26 protein-coding genes and 1 riboswitch are annotated in these 26,389 nt (G+C 41.4%); of the genes, 4 read left to right on the forward strand and 22 right to left on the reverse strand.

The features are described from left to right. Positions 1 to 100: 100 nt before the first annotated feature. From dltD to O3664_RS02690, 10 genes are all read right to left on the reverse strand, one after another. A complete protein-coding gene (gene dltD, locus O3664_RS02645) occupies positions 101 to 1,369 on the reverse strand; it encodes a D-alanyl-lipoteichoic acid biosynthesis protein DltD (protein WP_371613606.1) in 1,269 nt (422 codons plus the stop codon). After that, positions 1,362 to 1,601, reverse strand: coding sequence for a D-alanine--poly(phosphoribitol) ligase subunit DltC (gene dltC, locus O3664_RS02650; RefSeq protein WP_000351967.1), 240 nt, complete (start codon positions 1,599 to 1,601; stop codon positions 1,362 to 1,364). Before dltC ends, dltD begins: the two co-directional genes overlap by 8 nt. 12 nt (positions 1,602 to 1,613) lie before the next feature. Further along, a complete protein-coding gene (gene dltB, locus O3664_RS02655; protein WP_084928729.1) occupies positions 1,614 to 2,858 on the reverse strand; it encodes a D-alanyl-lipoteichoic acid biosynthesis protein DltB in 1,245 nt (414 codons plus the stop codon). Further along, positions 2,855 to 4,405, reverse strand: coding sequence for a D-alanine--poly(phosphoribitol) ligase subunit DltA (dltA, locus tag O3664_RS02660; protein ID WP_265483423.1), 1,551 nt, complete (start codon positions 4,403 to 4,405; stop codon positions 2,855 to 2,857). The genes dltB and dltA overlap by 4 nt, the downstream gene beginning before the upstream one ends. A 20-nt stretch (positions 4,406 to 4,425) precedes the next feature. After that, a complete protein-coding gene (locus tag O3664_RS02665; RefSeq protein ID WP_000813667.1) occupies positions 4,426 to 4,557 on the reverse strand; it encodes a teichoic acid D-Ala incorporation-associated protein DltX in 132 nt (43 codons plus the stop codon). A 310-nt stretch (positions 4,558 to 4,867) separates the two neighbouring features. After that, on the reverse strand, positions 4,868 to 6,046 hold the full coding sequence (locus tag O3664_RS02670) for a ryptide export MFS transporter (RefSeq protein WP_020902150.1): 1,179 nt from the start codon (positions 6,044 to 6,046) through the stop codon (positions 4,868 to 4,870). A gap of 149 nt (positions 6,047 to 6,195) precedes the next feature. Next, positions 6,196 to 6,900: an MIP/aquaporin family protein gene (locus tag O3664_RS02675; RefSeq protein ID WP_227326022.1), complete on the reverse strand. Its 705-nt coding sequence runs from the start codon at positions 6,898 to 6,900 to the stop codon at positions 6,196 to 6,198. Between the two features lie 70 nt (positions 6,901 to 6,970). After that, positions 6,971 to 8,797 carry a type 1 glycerol-3-phosphate oxidase gene (gene glpO, locus O3664_RS02680; RefSeq protein WP_153210232.1) on the reverse strand — a complete coding sequence of 609 codons (1,827 nt, stop codon included), beginning with the start codon at positions 8,795 to 8,797 and terminating at the stop codon, positions 6,971 to 6,973. 193 nt (positions 8,798 to 8,990) lie between these two features. After that, the gene (gene glpK, locus O3664_RS02685) at positions 8,991 to 10,499 is read right to left on the reverse strand and encodes a glycerol kinase GlpK (RefSeq protein WP_261265932.1); all 1,509 of its coding nucleotides are present in this window, start codon (positions 10,497 to 10,499) and stop codon (positions 8,991 to 8,993) included. A gap of 264 nt (positions 10,500 to 10,763) precedes the next feature. Further along, entirely contained in the window at positions 10,764 to 12,191 is a 1,428-nt protein-coding gene (locus O3664_RS02690) for a helix-turn-helix domain-containing protein (protein ID WP_371613607.1), read from the reverse strand. 163 nt (positions 12,192 to 12,354) lie between these two features. Here O3664_RS02690 and hslO point away from each other — a divergent pair, with 163 nt between their 5' ends. The 3 genes from hslO to O3664_RS02705 are packed head-to-tail and all read left to right on the forward strand — an operon-like array spanning position 12,355 to position 14,741. Then, positions 12,355 to 13,227 (forward strand): Hsp33 family molecular chaperone HslO, encoded by an 873-nt coding sequence (hslO, locus tag O3664_RS02695; protein WP_371613608.1) that lies wholly within the window; start codon positions 12,355 to 12,357, stop codon positions 13,225 to 13,227. After that, positions 13,214 to 14,194 carry a tRNA dihydrouridine synthase DusB gene (gene dusB, locus O3664_RS02700; RefSeq protein WP_000183308.1) on the forward strand — a complete coding sequence of 327 codons (981 nt, stop codon included), beginning with the start codon at positions 13,214 to 13,216 and terminating at the stop codon, positions 14,192 to 14,194. The genes hslO and dusB overlap by 14 nt, the downstream gene beginning before the upstream one ends. Before the next feature lies 1 nt (position 14,195). Further along, complete coding sequence (locus O3664_RS02705; protein ID WP_261079632.1) at positions 14,196 to 14,741, forward strand: cysteine hydrolase; 546 nt, start codon at positions 14,196 to 14,198, stop codon at positions 14,739 to 14,741. Positions 14,742 to 14,816: 75 nt separating this feature from the next. On the opposite strand, the gene O3664_RS02710 is transcribed toward O3664_RS02705, so the two are convergent. Beyond that, positions 14,817 to 15,515 carry a hypothetical protein gene (locus O3664_RS02710; RefSeq protein WP_084928030.1) on the reverse strand — a complete coding sequence of 233 codons (699 nt, stop codon included), beginning with the start codon at positions 15,513 to 15,515 and terminating at the stop codon, positions 14,817 to 14,819. A gap of 287 nt (positions 15,516 to 15,802) precedes the next feature. Between O3664_RS02710 and O3664_RS02715 the strand changes: the two genes are divergently transcribed. Continuing rightward, positions 15,803 to 16,033, forward strand: coding sequence for a hypothetical protein (locus O3664_RS02715; RefSeq protein WP_084928031.1), 231 nt, complete (start codon positions 15,803 to 15,805; stop codon positions 16,031 to 16,033). Positions 16,034 to 16,105: 72 nt separating this feature from the next. On the opposite strand, the gene O3664_RS02720 is transcribed toward O3664_RS02715, so the two are convergent. From O3664_RS02720 to O3664_RS02770, 11 genes are all read right to left on the reverse strand, one after another. After that, complete coding sequence (locus O3664_RS02720) at positions 16,106 to 16,879, reverse strand: NUDIX hydrolase (RefSeq protein ID WP_261056849.1); 774 nt, start codon at positions 16,877 to 16,879, stop codon at positions 16,106 to 16,108. Between the two features lies 1 nt (position 16,880). After that, a complete protein-coding gene (gene pnuC, locus O3664_RS02725; protein ID WP_261056850.1) occupies positions 16,881 to 17,660 on the reverse strand; it encodes a nicotinamide riboside transporter PnuC in 780 nt (259 codons plus the stop codon). A gap of 9 nt (positions 17,661 to 17,669) precedes the next feature. Continuing rightward, positions 17,670 to 18,728 carry an AAA family ATPase gene (locus O3664_RS02730; protein WP_261056851.1) on the reverse strand — a complete coding sequence of 353 codons (1,059 nt, stop codon included), beginning with the start codon at positions 18,726 to 18,728 and terminating at the stop codon, positions 17,670 to 17,672. Positions 18,729 to 18,864: 136 nt separating this feature from the next. Further along, positions 18,865 to 21,297 carry an ATP-dependent Clp protease ATP-binding subunit gene (locus O3664_RS02735; RefSeq protein ID WP_371613609.1) on the reverse strand — a complete coding sequence of 811 codons (2,433 nt, stop codon included), beginning with the start codon at positions 21,295 to 21,297 and terminating at the stop codon, positions 18,865 to 18,867. A gap of 1 nt (position 21,298) precedes the next feature. Further along, positions 21,299 to 21,757: a CtsR family transcriptional regulator gene (locus tag O3664_RS02740; RefSeq protein ID WP_261029080.1), complete on the reverse strand. Its 459-nt coding sequence runs from the start codon at positions 21,755 to 21,757 to the stop codon at positions 21,299 to 21,301. A gap of 118 nt (positions 21,758 to 21,875) precedes the next feature. Then, positions 21,876 to 22,604 carry an ABC transporter ATP-binding protein gene (locus tag O3664_RS02745; protein ID WP_173876694.1) on the reverse strand — a complete coding sequence of 243 codons (729 nt, stop codon included), beginning with the start codon at positions 22,602 to 22,604 and terminating at the stop codon, positions 21,876 to 21,878. Continuing rightward, complete coding sequence (locus O3664_RS02750; RefSeq protein WP_004255331.1) at positions 22,604 to 23,611, reverse strand: ABC transporter substrate-binding protein; 1,008 nt, start codon at positions 23,609 to 23,611, stop codon at positions 22,604 to 22,606. Before O3664_RS02750 ends, O3664_RS02745 begins: the two co-directional genes overlap by 1 nt. 38 nt (positions 23,612 to 23,649) lie before the next feature. Beyond that, the gene (locus tag O3664_RS02755; RefSeq protein WP_024057369.1) at positions 23,650 to 24,408 is read right to left on the reverse strand and encodes an ABC transporter permease; all 759 of its coding nucleotides are present in this window, start codon (positions 24,406 to 24,408) and stop codon (positions 23,650 to 23,652) included. Further along, on the reverse strand, positions 24,371 to 24,661 hold the full coding sequence (locus O3664_RS02760) for a thiamine-binding protein (protein WP_000647655.1): 291 nt from the start codon (positions 24,659 to 24,661) through the stop codon (positions 24,371 to 24,373). Before O3664_RS02760 ends, O3664_RS02755 begins: the two co-directional genes overlap by 38 nt. A 68-nt stretch (positions 24,662 to 24,729) precedes the next feature. Further along, a riboswitch (TPP riboswitch) is annotated at positions 24,730 to 24,832 on the reverse strand. A gap of 81 nt (positions 24,833 to 24,913) precedes the next feature. Continuing rightward, positions 24,914 to 26,032, reverse strand: coding sequence for a choline binding-anchored murein hydrolase CbpD (gene cbpD, locus O3664_RS02765; RefSeq protein WP_371613610.1), 1,119 nt, complete (start codon positions 26,030 to 26,032; stop codon positions 24,914 to 24,916). Between the two features lie 89 nt (positions 26,033 to 26,121). Further along, the gene (locus O3664_RS02770) at positions 26,122 to 26,388 is read right to left on the reverse strand and encodes a Veg family protein (protein WP_001278169.1); all 267 of its coding nucleotides are present in this window, start codon (positions 26,386 to 26,388) and stop codon (positions 26,122 to 26,124) included. Between the last annotated feature and the right edge of the window lies 1 nt (position 26,389).

The following is a 26,389-nucleotide window of genomic DNA, read 5'->3' on the forward strand; positions in this document are numbered from 1 at the left end:
TTTGAAAAATTATTTACTGGTTAATTATATCACAACCAAAAAAAGAGTCAAGAAAAAACGTGAAAACCAGTTTCATTCTTGAACTCTTCCATATTATTATCTATTGAAATTCCTTGACATTTCCATCATAAGTCGCCCAATCTTTGCTGAAAAAGCGCTCATTCAAGTGGTAAGTCGGAGCTGGTGTGGGATTGGATAGGAAAGGATCAACTGCCTTGTCAAAAGCTAACCAACCCAACCAACCAATATGAATTGTATCTTTTACAAAATAAAGTTCAGCACCATTTTTTGAAAAATCTGCTATATTGGTAAAACCTTGGCTTTCTAACTGGTAACGAATCTTTTCAACTGCGTGTTGATACATATCTTGATTTAATCCCGTATAATCCATCCATTTTTTATTAACAGGTTGAATCACAAACAATACATTCACTTTTGAATTCGCAAATTGATTCAAGACTAATTGCAAGTCATTATATTCGGAGGATTTTAGAAAATTATAATTTTTCTGATAATCCTTCCACTTTTTTAAATCTTTCTTTACTTGCGTATCATAGAAATGATTTTCCATCCCCATATCATTATTCGTGGTATTTGCTTCAGCATCTTTTACAGCAATTTCTCTCAATTCATCGTAGGAAAACTTATCTGGTAAGTCTTTTAGATACTTCTCCACGCGATCTCTATATTTTTCTCCATCATTCACTGACAATTGTCCAAATAGAAATGATTGTTTTTGGTTGAATCGTGCCAATGTATCTATGAGTGTCTTATCTATTTCTGAAAGTCGCTCACCCTCGGTTATTTTTTTGACTATATCTCCCAATACTACATTAGGATACTTTTTCATTAAACGCGTAGCGGCGTAACGACTTGAAAGATCTCCAGACTGATTTTCCAAAAAAGCGCCCAATTGATCCGTGTTAAAATACCTACGAAAAACTGCAGGTTCATACTCCGTTTCTGTGAACCACTGAGGAGAAATAACAAAAACAGCTTGTTTATTTTCTAGCTCTGGCAATATTTGCTGCATACCAAAGTACTGATTCAAAGAAGCTGCTCCTGCTTGTCCTAAAAAATAGGGTCTATACGAACGATTGTACTTCTCCGCTAAAACAGCTGGATGCATACTATCAAATCGAATCCACTCACTAGAACCAAAAAAGGGAATAAATCGTAGATTTGGATCCGAAAGAGCTCTCACTTTCTGAAATCTTTCTCTGAAACTTTGTGTACTAATCGCTGCTGCATATCGTTTTTCTTCTGATAAATTATAACTTTTACTAGTAGGATAAAAGAAAATGAGCAGAAAAACCAACAAACCAGCTATCAAGACCGGCCCGAAGATCATCCATAAGCGTTTAAGCATTTTGTAGCTCCACAATACCAGCTATGATTTTATTGGCTGTATTCCAGTCGTCGCGACCAAACTCTGTTACAGGGACACGAATGTCAAAACGGTTCTCAATCTCCACAATCAATTCAACCGTTCCCATACTATCCAAGACACCTGCGTCAAAAAGATCTTCATCCATCATGTCAGAAACATCTTCCATAAACAACTCATCAATAATTTCGATAACTTCTGATTTGATATCCATATTTTATTTCCTTTATTTTTTAAACCATAGATCATTCAAGAATCCAGAAAAGATTAAGAATGACAGCATGACGACATGGAAGGTGATAACCATGCCAAGCAACTGAATCCAGCGATTCTCAGGTAGAGCAGGCTTCCCTGCTTTTTTCCGTTCCTTATTGAGCGTTTTTTTCTTGCGAATCCAAGCGTCATTGATGACCAAGCCCAATCCATGAAAGAGTCCATAGGCGATATAGTACCAGGTCACACCATGCCAAAATCCCATAATCAGCATATTTACAATATAGGCCACGCTTGAGGTTACATTACGATTTTTAAAGACCTTCTTTCTGGTCAATACCATCACCATGCGCATAAAGACAAAGTCACGGAACCAGAAAGAGAGACTCATGTGCCAACGATTCCAAAATTCCTTTAAATCCCTTGATAAAAAAGGCTTATTAAAGTTGATAGGACTACGGATTCCCATCAAGTTTGAAATGGCTAAGGCAAACATAGAATAACCTGCAAAGTCAAAGAAGAGCTCCATACCAAAGATATACATAACTGCCAAGGCATAGGGGTTAAAGAAGCCGCCTGACTGCAGGGCTAGATTCTTCAGAGGAGGTAGTAAAGTTTCTCCTAAAACATGAGCCAGGATAAACTTGTACAAAAATCCCCACATAATATAGCGAACAGATTCATCCAACATATCCATCAACTCATCCCGCTCAGGAATGGTCTGATAATTTTCTTTAAAACGCTTAAAGCGATCGATTGGACCACTCGAGAAAGTTGGCATGAAGAGAAGGAAACGGAGGAATTCCCAGAGGGTAAAATCCTTAATCACTCCATCTCTCAGCTCGATGATAATCCCAACCGAACGAAACGTCAGATAAGAAATACCCAAGAACCCAAGCAAAGACTGCGTTCCATTGATAGCTGGCTGCACCTTGACAAAGATAATCGGAAGGAGGGATAGAAAGCTAACTAGGTAGAAGACCCACTTGCCATCCTTGCTTTTTCGATAATGCTTGTAGAAAAGCAGGAGCAATATTTCCCAGCAAAGGTAAATACCCAAGGCAGCCAACTGATTGGTCTTCCCACCTACCAACATGGTGACGATAAAGAAAAGACTAACCAGTACTTCATACCAGGCAAAGCGTTTCTTGAAAAAGAGACCGATAAAGATGGGCAAGGTTGCAGCAATCACATAGACAAAATACTGAGGATTACCATATGGCTCTAAATGAGGAAGCTGTTGAAAGAACTCCATCATCTCTTATTCACCTCGTTAATCAATCCTTTGATGTCAATCTTTCCATTTGGAGTCAGTGGCAAACTGTCTCGGTAAAGGAATTTAGATGGCATCATGTAGGACATCATGATATCTGTTAAATCTTCCTTGATAGCCTTGGTAATATCAATATCTCGCTCAAACTGCTCACGAACACCGTCTTTCAAGATGACATAAGCCAATAGATTTTGCACCTTGTGGTCTTTATTATAACGTGGCACAGCTACAGCAGACTCGATAAAGCGAGACTTATTGAGGTTTTGAGAGACATCTTCTAGCTCAATGCGGTAACCGTTAAACTTAATCTGGAAGTCCATGCGTCCGCCGTAGAGAAGCAAGCCTTCATCCGTCATGGTTCCCACATCTCCGGTGTGATAGGCTGGTAGACCTTCAAACTCAAAGAAGGCTTCTGCCGTTTTTTCAGGATTGTTCATATAACCTTTTGAAACGGCTGGTCCCGAAACAATGATTTCTCCCTGTTCGCCATTTGGCAATTTATTGCCGTCCTCGTCAATGATAAAGGTTGGAGAATCAGCCTTGGTATAGCCGATTGGTAGGCGTTTGAGAGTCGTCAACATCTCATCTGTCACGGCAACAGCTGATAGGGCTACTGTCGCTTCTGTTGGTCCGTAGGCATTGATAATACGGGCATTTGGGAATCGATCGCGCAGTTTTTGAGCTGTTTTGACCGTCAATTCTTCACCATCAAAGTAGAAATGCGTAATTCCAGGCATTTTTTCGCTATTAAAATCTTCAGACAACATGGCCATATCCGCAAAAGAAGGCGTTGAAGTCCAGATAGCGATCGGCAATGAAAAGATGGTCGCAAAGAGTTGCTTAAAGTCCTGAGTGATGACAGATGGTAAAGCAAAAAGAGTTCCTCCCAGTGCCAAGGTCGGAGCCCAATACATGACAGACAAGTCAAAAGAATAAGGTGGCTGAGCCAACATTTGCGGACGACTTGGCGTCGCAAATTCCTTGTCCGTAATCATCCAGTTGGTAAAGCTGAGGAGGTTATCATGGGAAATTTGCACTCCCTTAGGCTTACCAGTCGTACCAGAAGTAAAGATAATGTAGTAGTTATCATCACCCTTGACTGGATGCGTAATCTCATAACTAGTCCCTTGAGCAAAGGCTTCTTGAACCTGAGCTAGAGTCATCATTGGCGTAGAAACCTGTTCCAATGGGAAGTCTGAGATGGCAATAATCAAGCTTGGCTCTGCTACTTCTAAAATAGCTGAAACTCGCTCCAAAGCCGAATGGCTATCAATGGGAATGTAGGCATGGCCTGACTTAGTCAGAGCAACAAAGGTTGCCAACATTTCATATTCTTGGCCACCAAAAACAACTACAGGAGACTTCTCAGGCAAGCCTAGTTGGTCAATGGCTGCAGCCAAACTATCTGAATCAGCCTTCAAATCTCCATAAGTATGTTCCTGCCCCAAAACATTGTAAACAGGATAGCTAGGCTGTGTCTGAGCAAAATGCTCAATGGTTTCAATCATATCTACTATTGGTTTATTTGACACAATAGGGATTCTCCTTCAAGTTAAAATTCATTATAGATAAAGCTTCCTTGACCCTGACCAAGATAGCTAAAGAAGTAAAGCAGCCCCAGAAAGATAAGAAAATACAAGGCTGTCCGACCAAGAAAGAGGTACAATTCTTTTCTCTGTTTCATCAAGAAAAACCATTCATTTCTGTAATTTTTGCTAAATAAGATAGACTCTTACTATAGTATTTTTCTACCATTGTACCACTTTATAGGCTAGTTTTTCAATTGTTTACCGTACATTTTCACTAGATTTCAGCTTATTTTAAGGGTTATGCGCTTTTTCTATGTATATTTCAAGTAGAGTGATACTGTTTCAAAACTCCATTTCATGAGAAAATGAAGGAAATCTTCCCATAATAAAACGCACGATATCAAGTTTTTTCAACACCTGATACTATGCGATTTTCTGATTTTTAAAGACTTTTTAACTAGTCTCTCATTTAAAATAATCTCGTCTGATATAAATTAAAATAGCTTCTATCACCAGACAAATGGCCGATATCCAAAAACTGATACTAATACCAAAACTCTCAGTAATATAGCTCATTAGCAAAACAAATACTGAAAATGCTAGTGTCGAAATCACTTCCAGAACGGAATAGACATTAACCAAGTTATTTTCCTCTACTGTTTCCTGAAGAAATACACTTTCAGGAACTTCTTTTAGCTGCGATAACATACCAACTAAAGCTGAAAATACTAAAAACATCTGTGCATTTGGCAAAAATAGAATAGTCAGCGTCACTATTGCCATGGCTATAAGAGAAAAAAGAATACTTTCCCATTTAGAAGCAAGAAACTTTTCAGATAGCCGAAAAGCAATTAAGCCACTAATTATAATACCAATAGAGTATGCTGTATTAGAATATCCCCAGTAACTTTCCGTTTCATTTAATAACTCAGTTACAAAGACAAGTATGATAGACGAAACCCAAATCGTATTTGAGAAAATTTCAAATAAATTTGCTGATACAAAAAGTCTTAATCTAGGATCTCTAGCAACTAACTTCCAACCTCTGAGCAAAATTTCAAGATTAGTTTCTGACTCTAACACCTCCACTTCAGCGTTAGGAAGAAATAACATCAGAAAGCTAGAAATGATATACAATATTAAAATGATAAACGTGGTAGGTAACAGACCAATTGTTGCAAATAAGAGTCCACCTAATCCCCAACCCACCAATTGAACAGCTTCACCACTCATTGACAAGGCTGAATTAGCCTTACCCAAATCGGTCGCATAGCGTGGCACAATAGCATAGGAAACAGGTGCTGCAAAACCATCTAATATTGAAATTGCCACAACAAATAGATAGGTTACCAAAGGCGCTACGGATTGCATTACGGTAAACATTCCTACCAGTATCGTTAATAATATAGTCTTTCCAAATTGGGATAAAGATAAAACCCTATTTAGCGCTATCCTTTTAGTAACTAAAGGAACTAAAAGACTCGCAACAAAAGAGGATATCCCTATTAAAATGGGAACTAGTGACGTGGCAATTACTGATTTTGAAATAATGTATATGTTAGCAATGATTGTTACTCTAAAGAAAATATCTGCTAAATTTGCAAACAATTGAGAGACTAACAACTTGATAAATGAATTAGACATATAGCTCTCCTATCTTAGTTGCCAACTTTGGAATTAAAATTTGATTTTTAATATTTTAGCATAAAATAGCAGAAAACAAAAGTGATGGTTTTTACATGAAAAAGCCTGAGATTTTCATCTCAAGCTTTTCAACATAATTGTTTTCTAGATTAGAAAAGCGAGAATACAAGCACGGCCAAGGCTGCACCGATAACAGGTCCCACAACTGGAATCCAAGCGTAAGACCAGTCTCCGTCTCCCTTGTTTGAAATTGGCAAAATGCTATGCATGATACGAGGTCCAAGGTCACGCGCAGGGTTCAAGGCAGAACCTGTTGTCCCACCTAGTGATAGAACGATACCGACAATCAAAGTTCCCACTGCGAAGGTTCCGATTCCTGCTTGAAGGTCATAAAGTCCCAAAGCAAAGATTGTCAATACCAATACAAAGGTGCCAAGGATTTCACTAATCAAGTTTGATACAGTATCTTTTATAGCTGGTCCAGTACTGAAGGTTGCCAGGATATTGCCTGCATTTTCTTCTGCCTCATAATGCGGTTTGAATTGCAACCAAACCAAAATCTGACCCAGCATAGCCCCTGCGAACTGAGCTAGGATGTATGGGAAAACGGAAGCCCAAGAGAGCGTTCCTTTTAAGGCCATCGCAAACGTTACAGCTGGATTTAGGTGGGCTGGGCTGAGCGTGCCAGATACAAAAGCCGCAACGGCTACAGCAATTCCCCAACCCATAGTAATCACAATCCAACCTGCATTGTTGCTCTTGGTTTTAGGAAGAACCACACCTGCAACAACACCATTTCCTAGAAGAATCAGGATTAAAGTCCCCAAAAATTCTCCAAATAATTCTTTCATCATATCGTTGTCTCCATTTTAAAGAAGGAGAGGGAAGGCAAGGAAGGCTTGTCTCCCTCTCTTCTAGTTTTTCTTAATTTTTCAATTCCGCTAGATCGTTGTTAGCAAGGGCTGCTTCAACATCCGCACGGTAAGTTGCTTTCTCGTCTTCTGTCCAGTCATAGAATCGTCCCATTTCATCTAAAACTGGCTCAACGATGCTATCCAAACTATCACGCATAAAGAGCATGTGGTTGGTACGACGAAGGAGGAAGTCAACTGGGCTAAGAGCCAACTCATTGCGCATTGCATAGTGAAGTGATAAAGTATCTGCCAAGCTGAGTCCTGGTGCTTGTTCTAAACTATGAGCAAGGGCAAAGACTTTCGGTACATTTGAACCATAGAGATTTGCGAGATAGTGAGCTTCCTTGCTATCCAATCCACGTGACACTCCAAGTTGCGCAAAGGCTTCGATTTCTGAATCAACATTTGCTGGGTTCAATTCCCCACCTGAAACAGGGTAAGTCTTAGAATTGATCAGTTTAAAGCTACGGTCAAATTCTGCTTTGAGGATGTCAACCACGCGCTCCATAGCTCCTTCAGCCATCTTACGGTAGTCTGTGATTTTACCACCAGCAAGGGTCAAGAGGCCATTGTCATCTCGGTCCAAGCTCGAACCACGTGAAACTGCAGATGGATCCAAATGCTTCTCAGAGGTACTGCTTTCAAGCTTGCTGACAGCAGACTCAACATCTTCACGCGTTTTTTCTTTAGAGAGATAAGATTCAACAGTCGCAATCAAGTTGTTAAAGCTTTCATCACTGATTGTACCGTTATTTCCTCCATTGTAGTCAGAAGCGCTATTGCCTGCGATCAATGGACGAAGACCTGCCCAGCTACTTTCAATATCATCAATGGTAATGTTGGCTTCTGGGAAGCGGTTGTTGACAATGCCAAGTAGATAATCCACATCTTCCTGAGTTACTTTTGGATGTTCCAAATCACCTGTGTAGTCTGTATCGGTTGTACCAAAGTAAGTCTTGTTTTCACGTGGGAGAACAAAGACCATACGGCCATCACCCAAACCTGTGTCAAAGTAAACTGGTTGTGAAACCTTGATCTTGCTTGAATCCACTACCAAGTGAACTCCCTTAGTTGGGCGCATTTGTGAGAATTGGGTTCCCTTATTAGACAAATTGCGTACTTTATCGCTCCAAGGACCTGTTGTGTTGATAACCAGACGAGCCTTGATTTCAAAGACTTGGTCTGTCAAGAGATCACGAGCTACAACACCTGTAATCTTGCCACTTTCGTCAAAGAGGAAACCTTCTGCCTTCACGTGGTTGGCAATGAGGGCACCGTCTTGGTTGGCACGTTTGATGTTTTCAATCACGAGACGGGCATCGTTGTTACGGAAGTCAAGGTAAACCCCACCTCCTACCAAGCCTTCTTTCTTCAAGTTTGGCTGGCGTTCCAAAACTTCTTCCTTGCTCAAAACCTTGTTAGCAGCTGGTGTGTTGTTAACTCCTGCCAAAAGGTCGTACAAGTCCATAGCTACTTTAAGACGGAAGAGGCTAAAGGTCGCTCCATCTTCATCGTAAACTGGTAAGAGCATTGGGTCTGGTTTTGGAATATGTGGTGCGATTTGTTGAACTACAGCACGTTCTGAAACTGTATCTGATACCACTTCTACGTCGAATTGTTTGAGGTAACGAAGACCGCCGTGAACCAATTTTGTTGAACGGCTGGATGTTCCTTCTGCGAAGTCCTGCATTTCAATCAAACCAGTATCTAGACCACTAGCTGCTGCCTGCAAGGCTACACCAGCCCCTGTAATTCCTCCACCGATAATCAAGAGGTCCAAGGTACGTTCCTGCATTTTTTGAATTGATAATTCACGTGTTTTCTTTGAAAATTCCATATTTACACACTTTCTAACTAAGTCGCTTTATTCTTCCAGTATTATACTCTTCGAAAATCTCTTCAAACCACGTCAGCGTCGCCTTACCGAATGTATGGTTACTGACTTCGTCAGTTTCATTTACAACCTCAAAGCAGTGCTTTGAGCAACCTGCGGCTAGCTTCCTAGTTTGCTCTTTGATTTTCATTGAGTATTAGTCATCGATTTCCGCAAAGACTTGCGTTGCTTTTACAGCCTTCTTCCAGCCCTTGTAGAGTTGTTCCTTGCGAGATTCGTTCATCGATGGCTCGAAGAGCTCTCCTGTCTCATTCAAGAGTTTCAACTCATCCAAGTCTTTCCAATAACCTACTGACAAACCTGCTAGGAAGGCTGCTCCTAGGGCTGTTGTTTCCAAGTTTTTGGCGCGTGCGATATCGATTCCCAAAATGTCAGCTTGGAACTGCATGAGGAAATTGTTCATAGCTGCACCACCGTCCACTTTCAAGACTTGAATAGCTGTCTGAGCATCCACTTGCATGGTGTCGATGATATCACGCACCTGATAAGCGATAGATTGCAAAGTCGCCTTAATAAAGTCTTCTTTACTTGTTCCACGAGTTAAGCCAAAGACAGAACCGCGAGCGTTTTGGTTCCAGTATGGAGCACCTAGACCTGTAAATGCTGGAACGACATAAACTTCATCATTGTTGTGAGAATCACGAGCGTATTTTTCAGATTCTGGTGAATTTTCAACCATGCGAAGACCGTCACGAAGCCACTGAATGGCACTTCCTGCGATGAAGATAGAACCTTCCAAGGCATAGTAAACCTTGCCGTTAATTCCGTAACCAATCGTTGTCAAGAGGTTATTTTCAGACAACTGCATTTCTTCACCAGTATTCATGATGATGAAAGAGCCTGTTCCATAAGTATTCTTGACCATACCAGGCTCAAAGGCCAACTGTCCAAAGAGGGCTGCCTGTTGGTCACCAGCCATACCTGAGATTGGGACTTCTCCACCATAGAAATGGAATGGGGCTGTCTTACCGTAGATTTCAGAGTTAGAACGAACTTCCGGAAGCATAGCCTTAGGAATGTTGAGGATTTCCAAAATCTCATCATCCCATTTGAGTTCTTTAATGTTATAAAGCATGGTACGAGCTGCGTTTGAGTAGTCGGTCACGTGAGCCGCACCGTCAGTCAATTTCCAAACTAACCAAGTATCGATAGTACCAAAGAGCAATTCCCCTTTTTCTGCTCGCTCTTGAGCACCTTCAACATGATCCAAAATCCAACGAACCTTAGTCGCTGAGAAGTAAGCATCGATGATCAAACCAGTCTTTTCATGGAATTTTTCCACATAACCTTGGTTTTTTAGTTGCTCAGCTAAAGGGGCTGTTTGGCGAGACTGCCAAACGATAGCGTTGTAGATAGGGAGCCCTGTTTTCTTATCCCAGACAACAGTTGTTTCACGTTGGTTGGTAATTCCGATTGCTTCGATTTGACTTGGCTTGACACCACTTTCGATGAAAGCACCCGCAATAACTGACTGGACTGAGTTCCAAATTTCATTGGCATTGTGCTCTACCCAACCTGCCTGAGGGAAAATCTGGGTAAACTCTTTTTGACTCGAGCTGACCTTTTCTCCTTTTTTGTTGAAAATAATGGCACGAGAGCTTGTAGTCCCCTGGTCAATGGCCATGATGTATTTTTCTTGTGACATGTGCTGTCCTCCTGATAAAGATCTTGAGGATGTTTCCTCTTTACACTTACTAGTATACAAAATAAAGCGCTTTCTTGCTTATCAACTTTTTTTAATTTTTTAAAAAATGTGAGGAGATTGTGTGAATTTCACAAAAAAGACCTGAAACAACCAGGCCTTTTATACTCAATGAAAATCAAAAAGCAAACTAGGAAGCTAGCCGCAAGCTGTACTTGAGTGCGGTAAGGCGACGCTGACGTGGTTTGAAGAGATTTTCGAAGAGTATTAAGTGAATAATAACTGACGAATCCCTGCCAAATCTTCCAGATCCAAATCGTTTTTTAAATAATAAACTGGGGTCTGTTCCTTCTTATGAATCGGGTTATTGGTAACCAGCAAATCATAATGCCGAGTACAATCATAGGCTTCAATGGTAATAAAACGATTGTATTCCAAATACCGTTTCAAAATGGCTGCCATCCTTGAAAAGACAAGAAAACCAGATGTCAAATCCAGACCAATCCGCATATGCTGGCCACCATTTTCAGCCATATATTCGATTAACTGGAGCCATTCCCAGAGAATTTTCTTATCTAGATCTGTCCCCTGATGAAAGGCCGGTAGAGCATGAAAAATCTCCTCTGCCGTTCCCCTAAAATCATGTTCCATCAACAAATAAGGATGACGATTCTCTAACTGGTACTTGTAGCGATCCTGTAAGATATAGCCCTTGTATAGACAGACTTGAGCACAAAGCTGACTGAGTTCATAGGTGACATGGTCCTCTGTATAATCCCCCAATAGCTCCTCCTTCTTCATTTCTTGAATCAATTGCGTCAGCAAATCTACCAACTGCCCTCCAAATCCAAGTATATACTCCATAGTATGAAGAGGAAGAATGCGATGAGATAGGAGGAAAGAGAAGAAAATCATCATCTCCCCATCCTCAGTTCCTAGAGGAAGGTGTTGCCCAGCAAAAAAGGACGGAGCATTTCGAAGCAAACGAAGGTAGAAAATATTGTCAAAATACTCTCGCATTTTCTCTTCTATCACTTGAAACTGACAGGCGTTGACCCGAAGACGTTGTTGGCTGATGTGAGCCCATAAAACCAAGTCCAGTTTCTGCCCTGAAGACAAACTTGCACCGCAGATTTCTTCTAAACTGGCAATCTCCTGCTTTCTCTCTGGTTTCTGCATGTGGCCTTCCCATTCCTGACTGGACCAGACCTTGCGGAAAAGACAGAAATAGAAATAGCGAATCTGATGTTCTGGGCCACGCAACCGCCCATTTTGGATGGATAAATCAAATTCTGATAAAATCTGGTTCAAACTTGATAAATGACGACTAAGTGTTGCCTCACTAATCATCAACTCTTGAGCCAGCTGGTGGGCTAAAAACTGTTGGTGATAGAGAAGATAGACTAGAATTTGGTATTTTATGGCATTTTCTAAAAATAAGCTTCGAATCTCTCGCCCTTTGACTGCAGGACCAATTGATAAACTCAAAATTTCATCTGCCAAACGAATTTTCAGATCCAGACCTTTTTCCTGAGCCTTGTCATTGAGCAGGGTGACATATTTTGTTAGGGTTGCTTTTGAAAATCCTGTTTCCTCCATCACAGCCTTGACGGTCGTCTGAGACTCTTGTAATAGAAAGGAAAGGATTGAAAATTGGCCAGATTCAGCCTTTTCCATCAAGTCGCCTAAATACATTTGTTACCCCTTTCATTTTCTTCCTTAAGCATACATAAATCTTCCAAATGCTGAAATAATCTGTTTCTCTTTTTATTTTCATGCTGATTTCCTGGTCCATTATCCTGAAAATCAACAAACACACGGCTCCCCCTTTGGGCATTTTTATGCTAAAATAGTAGCTATGAATAAAATTATTAAAACTATATCAGAAAGTGGCGCCTTTCGTGCTTTTGTCCTTGATAGCACAGAAACTGTCCGCACTGCTCAAGAAAAACACCAAACCCAAGCTAGCTCAACTGTAGCGCTTGGTCGAACTCTTATCGCCAGCCAGATTCTCGCAGCCAATGAAAAAGGAAATACTAAACTAACAGTTAAGGTGCTGGGTTCTAGCTCTCTAGGGGCTATCATCACCGTCGCTGATACAAAGGGTAATGTCAAAGGCTACGTTCAAAATCCTGGTGTTGACATCAAAAAGACTGCAACTGGTGAAGTTCTAGTTGGACCTTTTGTTGGAAATGGTCAATTCCTCGTTATCACAGACTACGGTACTGGAAATCCCTACAACTCTATGACTCCCCTCATCTCTGGGGAAATTGGTGAAGACCTGGCCTTTTACCTGACTGAGAGCCAACAAACCCCTTCAGCCGTCGGTCTCAATGTCCTTTTGGACGAGGAAGACAAGGTAAAAGTTGCAGGTGGTTTCCTAGTTCAAGTCTTGCCTGGAGCCAAGGAAGAAGAGATTGCTCGCTTTGAAAAACGCATCCAAGCAATGCCAGCTATCTCAACCCTTCTCGAAAGTGAAGACCATATCGAAGCACTCCTCAAGGCTATCTATGGTGACGAGGCCTACAAACGTCTTTCTGAAGAAGAAATTCGTTTCCAATGTGACTGTAGCCATGAACGCTTTATGAACGCTCTTGCCAGCCTTCCAAGCTCAGACTTACAGGAAATGAAAGAGGAAGACCACGGAGCAGAAATTACTTGTCAATTCTGCCAAACTACTTACAACTTTGATGAAAACGACCTGGAGGAACTCATTCGTGACAAATCTTAATACACCTTTTATGATTGGCAATGTTGAGATTCCCAATCGTACCGTTTTAGCACCCATGGCTGGTGTCACCAACTCAGCCTTTCGTACTATTGCAAAAGAACTCGGAGCTGGACTCGTTGTTATGGAAATGGTCTCTGACAAGGGAATCCAATACAACAACGAAAAAACCCTGCACATGCTTCATATCGATGAAGGCGAAAACCCAGTCTCTATCCAACTTTTTGGTAGCGATGAAGACAGCCTCGCACGCGCAGCAGAATTCATCCAAGAAAACACCAAAACCGATATCGTGGATATCAACATGGGCTGCCCAGTTAACAAAATCGTGAAGAACGAAGCTGGCGCTATGTGGCTCAAGGACCCAGACAAGATTTACTCTATTATCAATAAGGTTCAATCTGTCCTTGATATCCCACTTACTGTCAAAATGCGTACCGGTTGGGCTGATCCATCTCTTGCCGTGGAAAATGCCCTGGCTGCTGAAGCTGCAGGTGTTTCTGCCCTCGCTATGCATGGCCGTACCCGTGAGCAAATGTATACAGGTCACGCAGACCTTGAGACCCTTCACAAGGTCGCTCAAGCTTTGACCAAGATTCCATTTATCGCCAACGGTGATATCCGTACTGTCCAAGAAGCCAAACAACGCATCGAAGAAGTCGGTGCTGATGCAGTCATGATTGGCCGCGCTGCCATGGGAAATCCTTACCTCTTCAACCAAATCAACCATTATTTTGAAACAGGAGAAATCCTACCTGATTTGACCTTTGAAGACAAGATGAAAATCGCCTACGAACACTTGAAACGTTTGATTAACCTCAAAGGGGAAAACGTAGCAGTTCGTGAATTCCGTGGCCTCGCTCCTCACTACCTCCGTGGAACATCTGGCGCAGCCAAACTCCGTGGAGCTATTTCACAAGCTAGCACTCTGGCAGAGATTGAGGCTCTCTTGCAATTGGATAAGGCTTAAAATGGTTCATACTGCTCTACTGATTATCGATATGCAAAAAGCATTTGATAGACCCATCTGGGGAGAACGAAACAACCCTCAAGCTGAATCTCAAGCATTGAGGGTACTGACATACTTTCGTAAACGCGGTCTTCCAGTCTTACACATTCAACACATATCTGATAATCCCCAGTCGCAATTTCATAACAAACAAAATCAGGTGTTTAAAAGTGGATTTGAGCCAGTTACTGCAGAACCTGTCTTTCAAAAAACGGTTAATAGCGCCTTTATTGGAACAAATCTTGAAACATATTTACGAAAAAATCAGATTTGTCATTTAGTCGTTGTTGGTTTAACCCTGCCTCATTGTGTATCTACTACGATACGAATGGCAGCAAATCTTGGTTTTGAAGTCACTTTACTAGCAGATGCCACTGCCAGTTTTACCCTATCTAACAAAAATGGTCAGGCCATCTCTCCTGAGACTATCCATGAGATTAATCTCCTTTCTCTACAAGATGAGTTTGCTCAAATTCTTACTATAGAAGAATTTTTAACCCAAGTATAAGTATAAAATAATCCGTCAACTCTTATTGAGCTGACGGATTTTCTTTGATTGTAAAAATTTAAATACTGAGGGGTATTACTGATTCAAAGTAACACTGGAAACCTTACCATCCGCTCCTGTTGTAATTTGGATGATTTTTCCCCCACCAATTTTGGCATTATACTTACCATCATCAAGAGTATAAGAATAACCTTTGATAGAATAATTTTCTTTCTTTCCATCAGAAGATTCTACTGTAAATTGACCACCTGATGAAACTGTGATGGTTTCGCCATTTGCTCCCTTCCAATTGCCCGCTGCAGCTGAGAAATCACCATCTACCATAGTTAAAACACCCTTGTAGCGTTTATTTTGCTCTGCTTGTTTGTCTTGAAGTTTGCGGTCAGTTGTAGGATCATAGCTTGATTGGTTAGACTGGGCTTGAGGAGCCTGTTGAGTTGAAGGAGTCTGAGCAGGAGTTTGTTGACTAGCCGCCTGTTGATTAGCCACTTCTTGACCTTGTCTTTGCTCTGGTGCAGGTGCCGCTTGTGATGGCGTTGCAGTTGCTGAAGATTGATCAGTAGACGCCTTGGCCTTTTCAGATGAAGCTGAACTTGAGGACTTCTGAGTCTTGCTTTCTTTGCTAGAAGAAGCTACTTTAGAACTTGATGATTGGCTTGTCTTAGCAGAACTGCTTGCTTGAGTTGTTTCCTTTTTATTTCCACAAGCTCCCAGTAGCAAAGTAGAAGCCAATACAGTTGCTGCCATCAATTTGATATAGGTTTTCTTTTTCATTTTTCTACTCCTTTGTAATGTTTTAGAAATATAAAGAAATCTTTTTGTAATATAATTGTAACATTCAAATTTGAATATGTCAACAATTTATCTAAACTATTTTAAAAATCTCACATAATTTAGATACATTTACTCCTCCTACTCCTTTATTCGTAATCTAATAGAAAAAACAGAGAAAAATTCCTATTTTGTTTAAAATTTTTTAAATCGCTCTTGTGTAATCGCTTGCATCTTTAACTGCAAAGGAATATAATAATAGCGAACTAGGATATAGGAGGTATAGGTTTATGTTAAGCAAATATTACAAGTATCTTCCTTGGATGATTTTGGGAGCTTTCTGGTCTTATCAGTCTGCAATTCGCTACTCTCAGACTACATTTGATTTATTTTACTTAATAACCATTTTTATGATTGTAAATATAGCTTTATTGTACTTACACGAAACCTATTTAAAATATAAATACAAAGATTTATTCATTCGCATCATGAGCAATTCTAAGAAAGATAGCCATCCCTAAAACAGTCGCAACAGCAAATCAAACTAATAAAGGCAAATAAAGAGGTCGGGAACTTTTTCCCGGCCTCGCTTTTTATTTCAATCGATAGGTTTTTCTGGGTTTCTTTTTAGGTACTCGTTTGAGTCCGACTTCTTCTACATATTCTCCGTATTTTACGAGAAAGTTATTGCTGACGATTGGACGACCGGGATTGATAAGATTGACCAGTTCAGTTCCTTCGTAGACAGTGAACTCCTCCTCCAGCAGATAAAGGAAGGTCGGATTCCAGTCGAGACGGCCTTGGATTCGTTTGATGGATTCTTGGATAATGGCATAATGGTCAAAAGCGAAGGCTTGCTCCTCCAACTCTACTCCCTCTAAGAAGCACTTGCCTGTCTGAAAATCGACATCTACGAAAACGACATCCTTGGCATCGTCTCCTGCTTGAACAAGTTCTAATGCACAACTAGGCAAATAAACCAAGTGGGCAATGGTCACTGTCCAGCCCCGTGGGTCACGGCCGGGGGTCGATACGGTCATCAATTGCTCAATTTTTTCCAAAGGAAGATTGAGATTAACTTCTTCTCTAACCTCACGCTGGCAGGCATGCGCAGCGTCTTCGCCCTTGTCCATAAATCCTCCAACCAGAGCCAAACAATTTTGATATGGATGAGCCTTGCGACGAATTAATAAGAGCTTGATCTTTCCTTCGACAAAGCAGTAGGCTACCATATCCACCGTCACACTTGGTTTTTCGTATTGAGGAAGTTCCTGCTTGTAGTACCAATCCAAAAATTCCTCCTGACTTGCATGAATTTCAAAATATTCTCTTTCCATCATCCCTGCTGGAATCATCGTGTCCGTCATTTTATGCCTCCTTACGAACTGCCTTAGTCCATTGGTACCAACCTACTAGACTATTGAGTGTGTAAACCCAGTACATCCCTTGAATATGGATATTTTCACCCCACCAGAGATAGATACTAAAGAGATTGGTTGCAATCCAGAAAATCCATTGCTCACGATAGAGACGGGTCATCAAGAGCTGACCGACACCATTGGTCGCATCGGTAACACTATCACGGAAAGGGCGAGCACTATGGATACTTTGGTAAGCCAAGCCCATACCAATCCAAATGATAGCAGTCAAAGCCAAGTACTTGAGCCAGTCAAGCACAGATAATTTCTTAGCTTCAAAATGAGATTCTTCTGCTTTTCCTTGGTCATTGATACGGTTGGACAGCCAAGCATAGAGACCAATCGGCTGCATGACAAAGAAGTAAACGGTCGTCAAAACTTCACCATAAAAAGTCGCATTCATGGCCAAAATCAAATAGATAGCCGAATTAATAGCCCCAAAGAGATAGTTGCTTGCACGCCCTTCTGCTACCAAGATAACACAGACAATCCCGGTCCAAGATGCAAACAAGCTCAGCCAATCATGACTTTCCGTATTTTGCGTGAATTCCAAGATCAAGGGAATACTTGACAAGGCAATGAGATACAACCACTGGAAAAGGCTACGACCAACAAAGAGATCTTTCCAGAGCAGGCGCATGATCCCTGCAAAACCAATCTTGCGGGCTTCGGCATGGACATTTTTAAAGTTTTCGATAAATTGTGTGATTTTTTCAGTTACTGTTTTCATAATTTTCTCCTAATCTGCTTGGTAAATGGCATCAATAGCCACTTTGGCTGCTTCATAATTTCCTAGGTAATCCTCAGCTAGATAAACTAGTGGAATGGTGGTTAAATATCGCTCTCTCATCTGGTCCAAATGCTGGGAAAAACTATGACGAATATGGTCTTCTGCCATGGTCATATCTCTAAATCCATCATTGACATAGGAGCCGACAGGCTGCACAAAGAGAATCAAGTCCCATTTTTCCTTGGCCAAGATCGAAACAAATAGATTGTCAAAAGTCTCTCCTGATAAGTCCCCTTGATCCTCAGTCTCCATGTAATAATCATAGTAGCCCTTGGTTACTAAGGAGTTGGTATCGGCTATCACTAGGCCTCGATTGGCATTGCTATCGATTAACTTAGAGGTCTGGTCATACTGCCCCAACAGGAGATAATAGTAATCTTTTGGAGTCAATTCATCATCGCGGACATTGTTTTTAATCTGATACTCACGTGCGTATTCCAGGCTGACTGGTGCATCGTAATACCTTGCCAAATCCTTGGCCAGAGTGGTCTTCCCATTGCTGGCACTTCCCATAATCAACACTTTCTTTGTAAACTGACGTCGGAAGGGTTGAGCAATATATTTCCAATATTTGCTTGGATTTTCTCGAATCATAGTCGCTGAGATACCGAACTTTCTTTCTTGCAAGACAGTGCCAAATCCACGTTTAGATAATTCTTGCTGATAGTCTGCTTCTCCTACAAAAAAGATCAGCTCTTGCTGGGTTTCATCATAGGAAATCTCCGCTAACATTTGGTCCAACCACTCCTGCCAGCCCATAGGGTAACGGGGAAGATTAGTCTCATCTAACTTGCAAACGGAGGTCAACTCGTCATCACGAAAAGCCTCTCTAATATAGCGAAATCTTTTTTGAAGCGTTAAGCCTACCTGCTCCCCTCGATCTCCCTCATAGCCTGAAACGACAACCCAGACCTGATCACACTGCCGCTTCGCTCGCTGGATTAGATCGATATGTCCTTGATGAAGCGGAGCAAAGGTTCCAAATACCACTGCTGTTTTCTTTTTCATAAACCTATTATCTTTTTATAATTTTTTATATTTTTATTATCTATGTTTTTATTATAAACTATATTTTTGTTTTGTCAATAGTTTTTTATAAAAAACTAGAAAAAAGAGAATCAAGATTGCTCCTGATTCTCCATTTTTATGCAATATCAAATTTTAACTGGCCTGCTTTGACACCAATCTTAAGTGTGCTGCCTGCCTCTAATTCTTCCTTGAGAAGAAGTTCTGCCAACTTGTCTTCCACTTCTGTTTGCAGGGTTCTGCGAAGTGGACGAGCTCCCATCTCTGGGTCATATCCTTGATTTGCCAGCAATTTCAGTGCGGAAGCTTGTAATTTCAAGTCAATACCTTTTTCAGCCAAACTTGCTACTAAAGGTTTGACCATAATCTTCACTACTTCCTGCATATGGTCGCTAGATAAGCTATGGAAGACCACCTTTTCATCAATACGGTTGATAAACTCAGGTCTATAAGCTTTTTTCAGCTCTTCAAAGATTCGTTTTTCCATATTTTCCTGGTCAAAACGAATGTCCTTAGCCCCAAATCCGACAGTCTTGTCATCCCGAAGGGCTGTCGCACCAAGGTTTGACGTCATGATGATAATGGTATTTGAAAAGTCAACCTTGCGTCCCTTGCTATCGGTCAAGACACCGTCATCCAAGACCTGCAAGAGAACATTAAAGATGTCTGGATGGGCCTTCTCTACCTCGTCAAAAAGGAGAACGGAATAGGGTTTGTTGCGAACCTTCTCGGTCAACTCCCCACCTTCTTCATAACCCACATAGCCTGGAGGAGCTCCGTTGAGACGGCTGGCTGCGAATTTCTCCATATACTCACTCATATCAAAGCGAATAAGGGCTGATTCGTCATCAAAGAGTACTTCTGCCAGAGCCTTGGCCAATTCGGTCTTACCGACACCTGTAGGTCCTAGGAACATAAAGGAACCAATCGGACGCTTGTGACTGCGAATCCCTGACTGATTGCGGCGAATGGCACGGCTAATGCTTGAAACTGCTTGATCTTGACCGATGACACGTTTGTGCAGTTCAGCTTCCAAGTTTAAGTATTTCTTAGCATCAGTCTGAGTCAGTTTTTGGACTGGAATACCTGACAAGCGACTCAAGGTAGTCAAAATATCAGACTCTGTCACCAAGTCTTTATAGACAGGCACTTCCTCTTCTTTTGCGATTAGCTGAGCTGCCTGTTTCCACTTGCCATCCATCAAGGCCTTGTCAGCTGGACTCAAACCTGAATCGTCTGCTTTTACATTTTTAGTTTTATTTTGCACTGTTGCTGCCGCTTCATCTAAGAGATCAATAGCAGAGTCTGGCAAATGACGACTAGTCAAGTAACGATGAGCCATCTTGACGGCTGTTTCAACCGCTTCATCTGTGATTTGCACCCGGTGATGTTTCTCATAAGTCGCCTTCAAACCTTGCAAAATGGTCATGCTGTCTGCCACACTTGGTTCTTCAATCGTCACTTTAGCGAAACGACGAGAAAGGGCCGCATCTTTTTCGATGTGTTTTTGATATTCTTCCTGAGTGGTCGCACCAACCGTTCTCAAGGTTCCACGCGCCAAGGCTGGCTTCAAGATATTGGCCGCATCCAGAGTTGAATCAATCCCACTACCAGAACCCATGATAGTGTGAAGTTCATCGATAAAGAGGATAACTTGACCATCTTCTTCAATATCCTTGATGATATTGTTCATGCGTTCTTCAAAGTCACCACGGAAGCGTGTCCCTGCAACGACATTCATCAAATCAAGCTCTAACACGCGCATCTTAGCCATTTCCGCAGGCACATCCCCACTAGCAATACGCTGGGCAAGACCAAGCGCCAGAGCTGTTTTCCCGACACCAGCATCCCCAACCAAAACAGGATTGTTCTTGGTCTTACGGCTCAAGATTTGAATCATACGTGAGATTTCCTTGTCCCGACCGATGACTGGTTCTAACTTGCCAGAACGCGCTTGCTCTGTCAAATCATGCGTATAGTCCTCGAGACCACCGCTCGGAGTCTGCGGCATGCCCATCATATTGGCCATAGAATTTTGCTTATCAGCTACTGTACGATGGCGTTGGCGTAAAGCCTTGAGGTCTTCACGAGTCCAGCCTGCACGTTCTTCTAGATTTCGACGTAGGGCAGCAATCTTAACCTGATCTTTCTTGTCTTCATAAGAAAAACCAGCCCTCTCCAAGATACGAGTCGCCAAGGCATTGCCATCATGCAAAATCGCATAAAGGACGTGCTCCGTCCCCAGCACCTTAGCATGAACCACTGACGCTACATACTCTGCTTCATCAAAAAGGACCTGCAAACGATGAGAAAACGGCAATTCCGTAAAGGTTTCATCCTGGCTATAGTCCGTTTCAGTCAGTTCCAAAGCCACCTCTTCTAAACGGTCCATCTCATACGGATAATCATTTAAAGTCGCCCCTGCCACACTATAACTGTGATTGGACATGGCAATCAACAAGTGCCAAGACTCTAGATAATGAGCTCCAAAATGGCTAGCCACCATGTAGGCACTTTCGATACATTCATTCAATGCTTTTGAATAGTTCATCTTACTTCCCTTTTCTATCTACTTCTTGTATGACCTGTCGTAGCATATTAGCACGAACAACTGGAGCTTCTTCTCCTAGAATGCGATCCAAAGCTACTGCTACCAGCAAATTCATCTCCTGCTTGGTCATCAATTCCTGCTCAACCAAAAGCTGTAGAATATCCTCATAAATTTCTTGACTGATCCGCTCACCAATTGAGTAAAGCAGCTCCTTGAGCATTTCATGATGACTAGAAAACTCAATCCGTCCTATACGAATATAGCCTCCGCCACCACGCTTACTTTCAACCAAGTAGCCCCTACTTTCCGTAAAGCGTGTCTTGATCACATAGTTAATCTGACTGGGAACAACCTGAAAAGTATCTGCCAACTGACTCCGTTGCAACTCCACAATTCCAGATTGATCTAAAATCGCCTTGATGTAGGCCTCAATATGATCCGATGTATTTTTAAATCTCATTACAAACCCACCTCTCTCTTTAAACCTTGACTATCTTTGACTATTATACCGAAATTTTCTCATTTTTAAAAGAAAAAGGGCGCTGGTAAAGGATAATCTTCACCAACTCCCTATTTTTCTACTTATCTAAGCCTAATTCTGCCAAGATTTGACGTTTGTAGGCAATTTTTTGAACTTCCTTGTCCTCATCTTCAGACCAATCTAGTTTAATTTCTGAAACAATCTGCCCAGGGCGATTTTTCAAGATATAGATACGGTCGCTGAGATTGAGGGCCTCCTCAATACTATGCGTAATAATCAGGGTCGTCAATTGCAACTGCTTGTGAATCTCCAGATACCAAGCATGGAGTTCCATCTTGGTTATCTCATCCAAGGCGCTAAAGGCCTCATCTAAGAGAAAGAGCTTGTGCCCGAAAAGGTAAGTCCGGAGTAAGGCTACACGCTGGCGCATCCCACCACTGAGTTCATGAGGGTATTTATCTCTTACAGCTGTCAACTGGAAGGTCGCAAGAATTTCATCTGCGCGAGCAATAGCTTCTGCCTTATCCACCTTTTGAATCAAGAGGGGCAGAATGATATTACCAAGCACCGTCTTGTGCTCCAAGAGCAGATCCTTTTGTAACATATAACTCACGCGCCCCTTGGGATTTTCTTCACCATCAAGGACAATTCTCCCTGACTGAACTTCTAAAATCCCCGCAATTAAGTTGAAAAGCGTAGTCTTACCAACACCACTTGGGCCTAGGATAGAAACCACTTCACCTGAAGTCACTTTCAGATTGATATCCTCTAAAATCCTATCTTGTCCGTAGGCATAACTGACGTGTTCTAGTCTTATTTCTGTCATTATTTCACAAATTCGTTGGTGAAGCCTTTGTCTGTCAAGTCTTCTTTAAGGATACCATTTTCTTTATCCCATTTGTAGAAGGCATTCCAGCGAGCTGCATCAAATTGCCCCCATTTTTCCTTGTCGCTTGCGTATTCTTTTGACAAGTATTTTTGAGATTCGATGACAAAGTCACGTTTTTCCTTGAGTTCAGGTGCATTTTTGATGAGGATATCAGCTGCTTCCTCTGGATGCTCCATAGCATATTGGTATCCTTTTTTGATAGCTTGGATGACTTTACGTGCTTCTTCTTTGTTGTCTTTGAGGTAGTCGTTGTTAGCAATGATGACTGGTGAGTAATAGTCAAATTCTTTAACGTAGTCTTTCAAGTACATAAAGTTAGCATCTACACCTTGAGATTTGGCAAGGATACCATCCCATCCGTAGTAGATCCATGCAGTATCAAATACTCCATTGGCAATCGGTGTAATTGAGTTTGAGTCGTTATTTGGTACTTTTTCAACCTTCTCAAAGTCCCCACCTTGTGATTCTACCAAGGTTTTCAACATAGCAAGTTCAGTTGGGTCATTCCAAGTTCCGTATTTCTTACCAACCAAGTCTTTTGGACTAGCTACATTGTCAGATTTACGAGAGATGATTCCTGATGTATTGTGTTCTACGATAGCTGCAACGGCAGTAATTCCTGCCCCTTTTTCCAATTTTTTAGCCATATAGTCTTGGAAATAGACTGCAAATGGTGCCTTACCGTTAATAACCAAGTCAGAAGAACTTTCTTCTGGTGGCAATTTCAAATCAACATCCACCCCAGCTTCCTTGAAGTAGCCTTTTTCCTTAGCCACATAAAGCCCTGTGTGGTTGGTATTTGGTGTCCAGTCTAGGATAAAGTCAATCTTCTTAAGTTCTGCTTCTTTGTTGTCCTTGGAAGCAGTTCCTTGACCACAGGCCACAAGCACAACAGCTACAAGAGCTGTTAAAACAGTTAAAAACACTTTCCATGTTTTTTTCATTTTGATTTCCTCTTTTCTTTTTCCGAAACATTCTAATTCTACGAACGTTTCCATTTAATAACATATTTCTCGCTGACATCGACCAATTTCATACCAAGAAGGCTGATAATCGATACCAGAATAATAATAGCGAACATGGTATCATACTGAAACAATTTCTTGGACTGAATCATGTAGACACCTAGTCCTTCAAAGCCTCCCAACCACTCAGATACTACTGTTGTGATAAAAGCGTAGGAGACACTGACCCTCAGACCAGCATAAAAGTAAGGCAGACTGACAGGGATTTTAAAATGCCACAGGATTTGCCAAGGTTTGGCCCGCATCAGACTAAACAAGGTCAGCATATCCTTGTCACAATGCCTAAAACCGTCCAAAATGCTGACGATGATAGGAAAGGTTGTTGTCAAGATAATCAAGACAATCTTGGGCAAAATCCCATAACCGAGCCACAAAACCAGGATAGGGGCTATGGCAATGGTCGGGATAGTCTGAACAACCACCATCATAGGGTAAATCAGATCGTTAAGCCAAGTCAAACTGTCCATAAGCACAGCCATGAGACAGGCAATCAAGACTCCCAAAATCAGTCCCAATAAAGCCACTCTCAAGGTGGCCCAGCTATGGTGCCAGAGAAATTCTCTATCACGAACAAAGGACAGGAGAATTTCAAGAGGTGTCGGCAGGATAAACTTGGGGAGAAGTTTAAGAAAACCTGCTAACTGCCAGATTGACAAGACCCCCATAAAGCCCAATAGACTAATGTGTCGTCTCAGTATACTTTTCAAGTTTCTCATCAATACTTAAAATCTCTCCTACATTTATTTTGACATTGGCAAAAACATTATCTGCCTCCTGCCCTGCCACTTCTAGCGCTTCTTTGAGAATGCGCATAAGCTCATCAAACTCCCCTTCCAAGACCGTTTCAAATGGTGTCACCACCATAGTCACCTCTTGAGCTTGCAGATAAGCAATGACTTGATCGATAACAGCAATCCGATCAATCCCCTGTGATAGGGGTAAAATTTGCAAGGCGATGCTTGCTTTCATAAGAACCTCCTCTTCTCGTTTTCCTTTGACAAAAAGAAAAACCTTTGCCATATATGGAAAAGGTCAAGAGTAGACTAAGTATCGTTCCCTACGCTGGCATTACCCAGATCAGGTGCGGTCGAAGCTTAACGCTTCCTCTCAGACTGTACACAGACTCCCATATATTATATGGACATATGATAGCGCAAAACAAAAAAAATGTCAAGGAAACTGTTTACAGAAAAGAGTAGGAAATTTTCCTACTCCCATTTTCTATACTCGTTCTCCATCACTATTTACTCTGTAGCCATCCACTGTCGTATTGACAGCTAAGGCGCCTGAAGAGTAAGAATAATACCACTTACCAGAGACTTGATACCACCCCGTTTTCATTGCCCCTGAACTATCTAAATAATACCACAGACCATTTTCCTTTAACCAGCCTGTCTGCATTTCACCAGATGATTTCAAATAATACCAACTAGATCCATCTTTCAGCCAGCCTGTTGATTTAGATCCATTTGATTTAAAATGATACCAACTACCATTTATTTTCTTCCAACCGACAGTTGAACTGTTATTGGATCCATAGTTAGAGCTATTTCCTGATTGATTCTGATAATTCTGTGAAGAGGTTACTCCCTCTAGCTGGATATAGCGACGACTTCCGTTATAAGCCGTATAACTCAACCACTTGTACCCATCTTTTTCGAGAATTTGATCATAATGAACATTCTCCCCAGGATAATAGTAATCAATTGCAGTTGCGCCAGCTAGAGGCTGATTTTTGATAGCAGCCTTAGTCTTAAAATAATGTGTTCCTCCTGTTGAAACTGAGGATTGACTATTCCCAACACTGCCACTAGCTAAATCTTTAAAATGAATAAAGCCAGTCATAGTATTCGCCTTCACGACGCGCTTATTGTAAGATTCCCTTATTCCATAATTGTATTCTTCAATCTCAATCTCATCTCCTATTACATTTGACACCCAAGCAACATGACCATAAGTTCCTGCAGTCGACCAAGCAATGGAGCCAATCGCTGGTCTATTATCGACACGATAGCCTTCACGACGAGCACGATAGCCCCATTCATTCGCATTCCCATAAGCCGCCGGAATCTCAAAACCATTGACATTACTCAAACGAAAGGCTGCAAAAGAAGTACACTGACGAGAATACATGCGCCACTTATCAATCTCCTGGCTCCCATTTTTATAATGAGCAGGATAATCATCCCCACGCGCAATCGATCCATTTCCTCCGGAATAGGCATATACACTATTACCCGCTGCTAACATCAATCCTACTACTAAAAAGGGAACAACCTTTTTAGCTGATTTTCTAAAAGAAAATCTTGTCTCTGCTACTTTAAATGGTGAAATTTTCATTCTTCCTCCTTGAAAAATAATATAAATCGAAGATTACCTTCACTTAAACTATTCGGAGAAAAAAAGAAAAAGTGAGAAAATTTCTCACTTTAGTCAAGATAATGAATCAAATTCTTTTCTGTAAGGATATCTGAGTAAGTAAAGGATTCAACGTAAACATTAGCTTGTTTATCTCCTTCAACGTTCCCAAATTCAACGATAAATAGGGATGGATAAACCTCAATTAGCTTACCCAATCTATTTTTTTGGCGCTTACGACCATTCTCCAAAGTCATTTCTACGACTTGTCCCTCATGTGCCTTGATTTCTTCTTTTATTTTTTTCATCTTGGCTACATCTGTAAATGCATCTGACATC

Origin of the sequence: Streptococcus sp. 27098_8_109, from assembly GCF_041432295.1 — a bacterium.
Taxonomy (GTDB): Bacteria; Bacillota; Bacilli; order Lactobacillales; family Streptococcaceae; genus Streptococcus.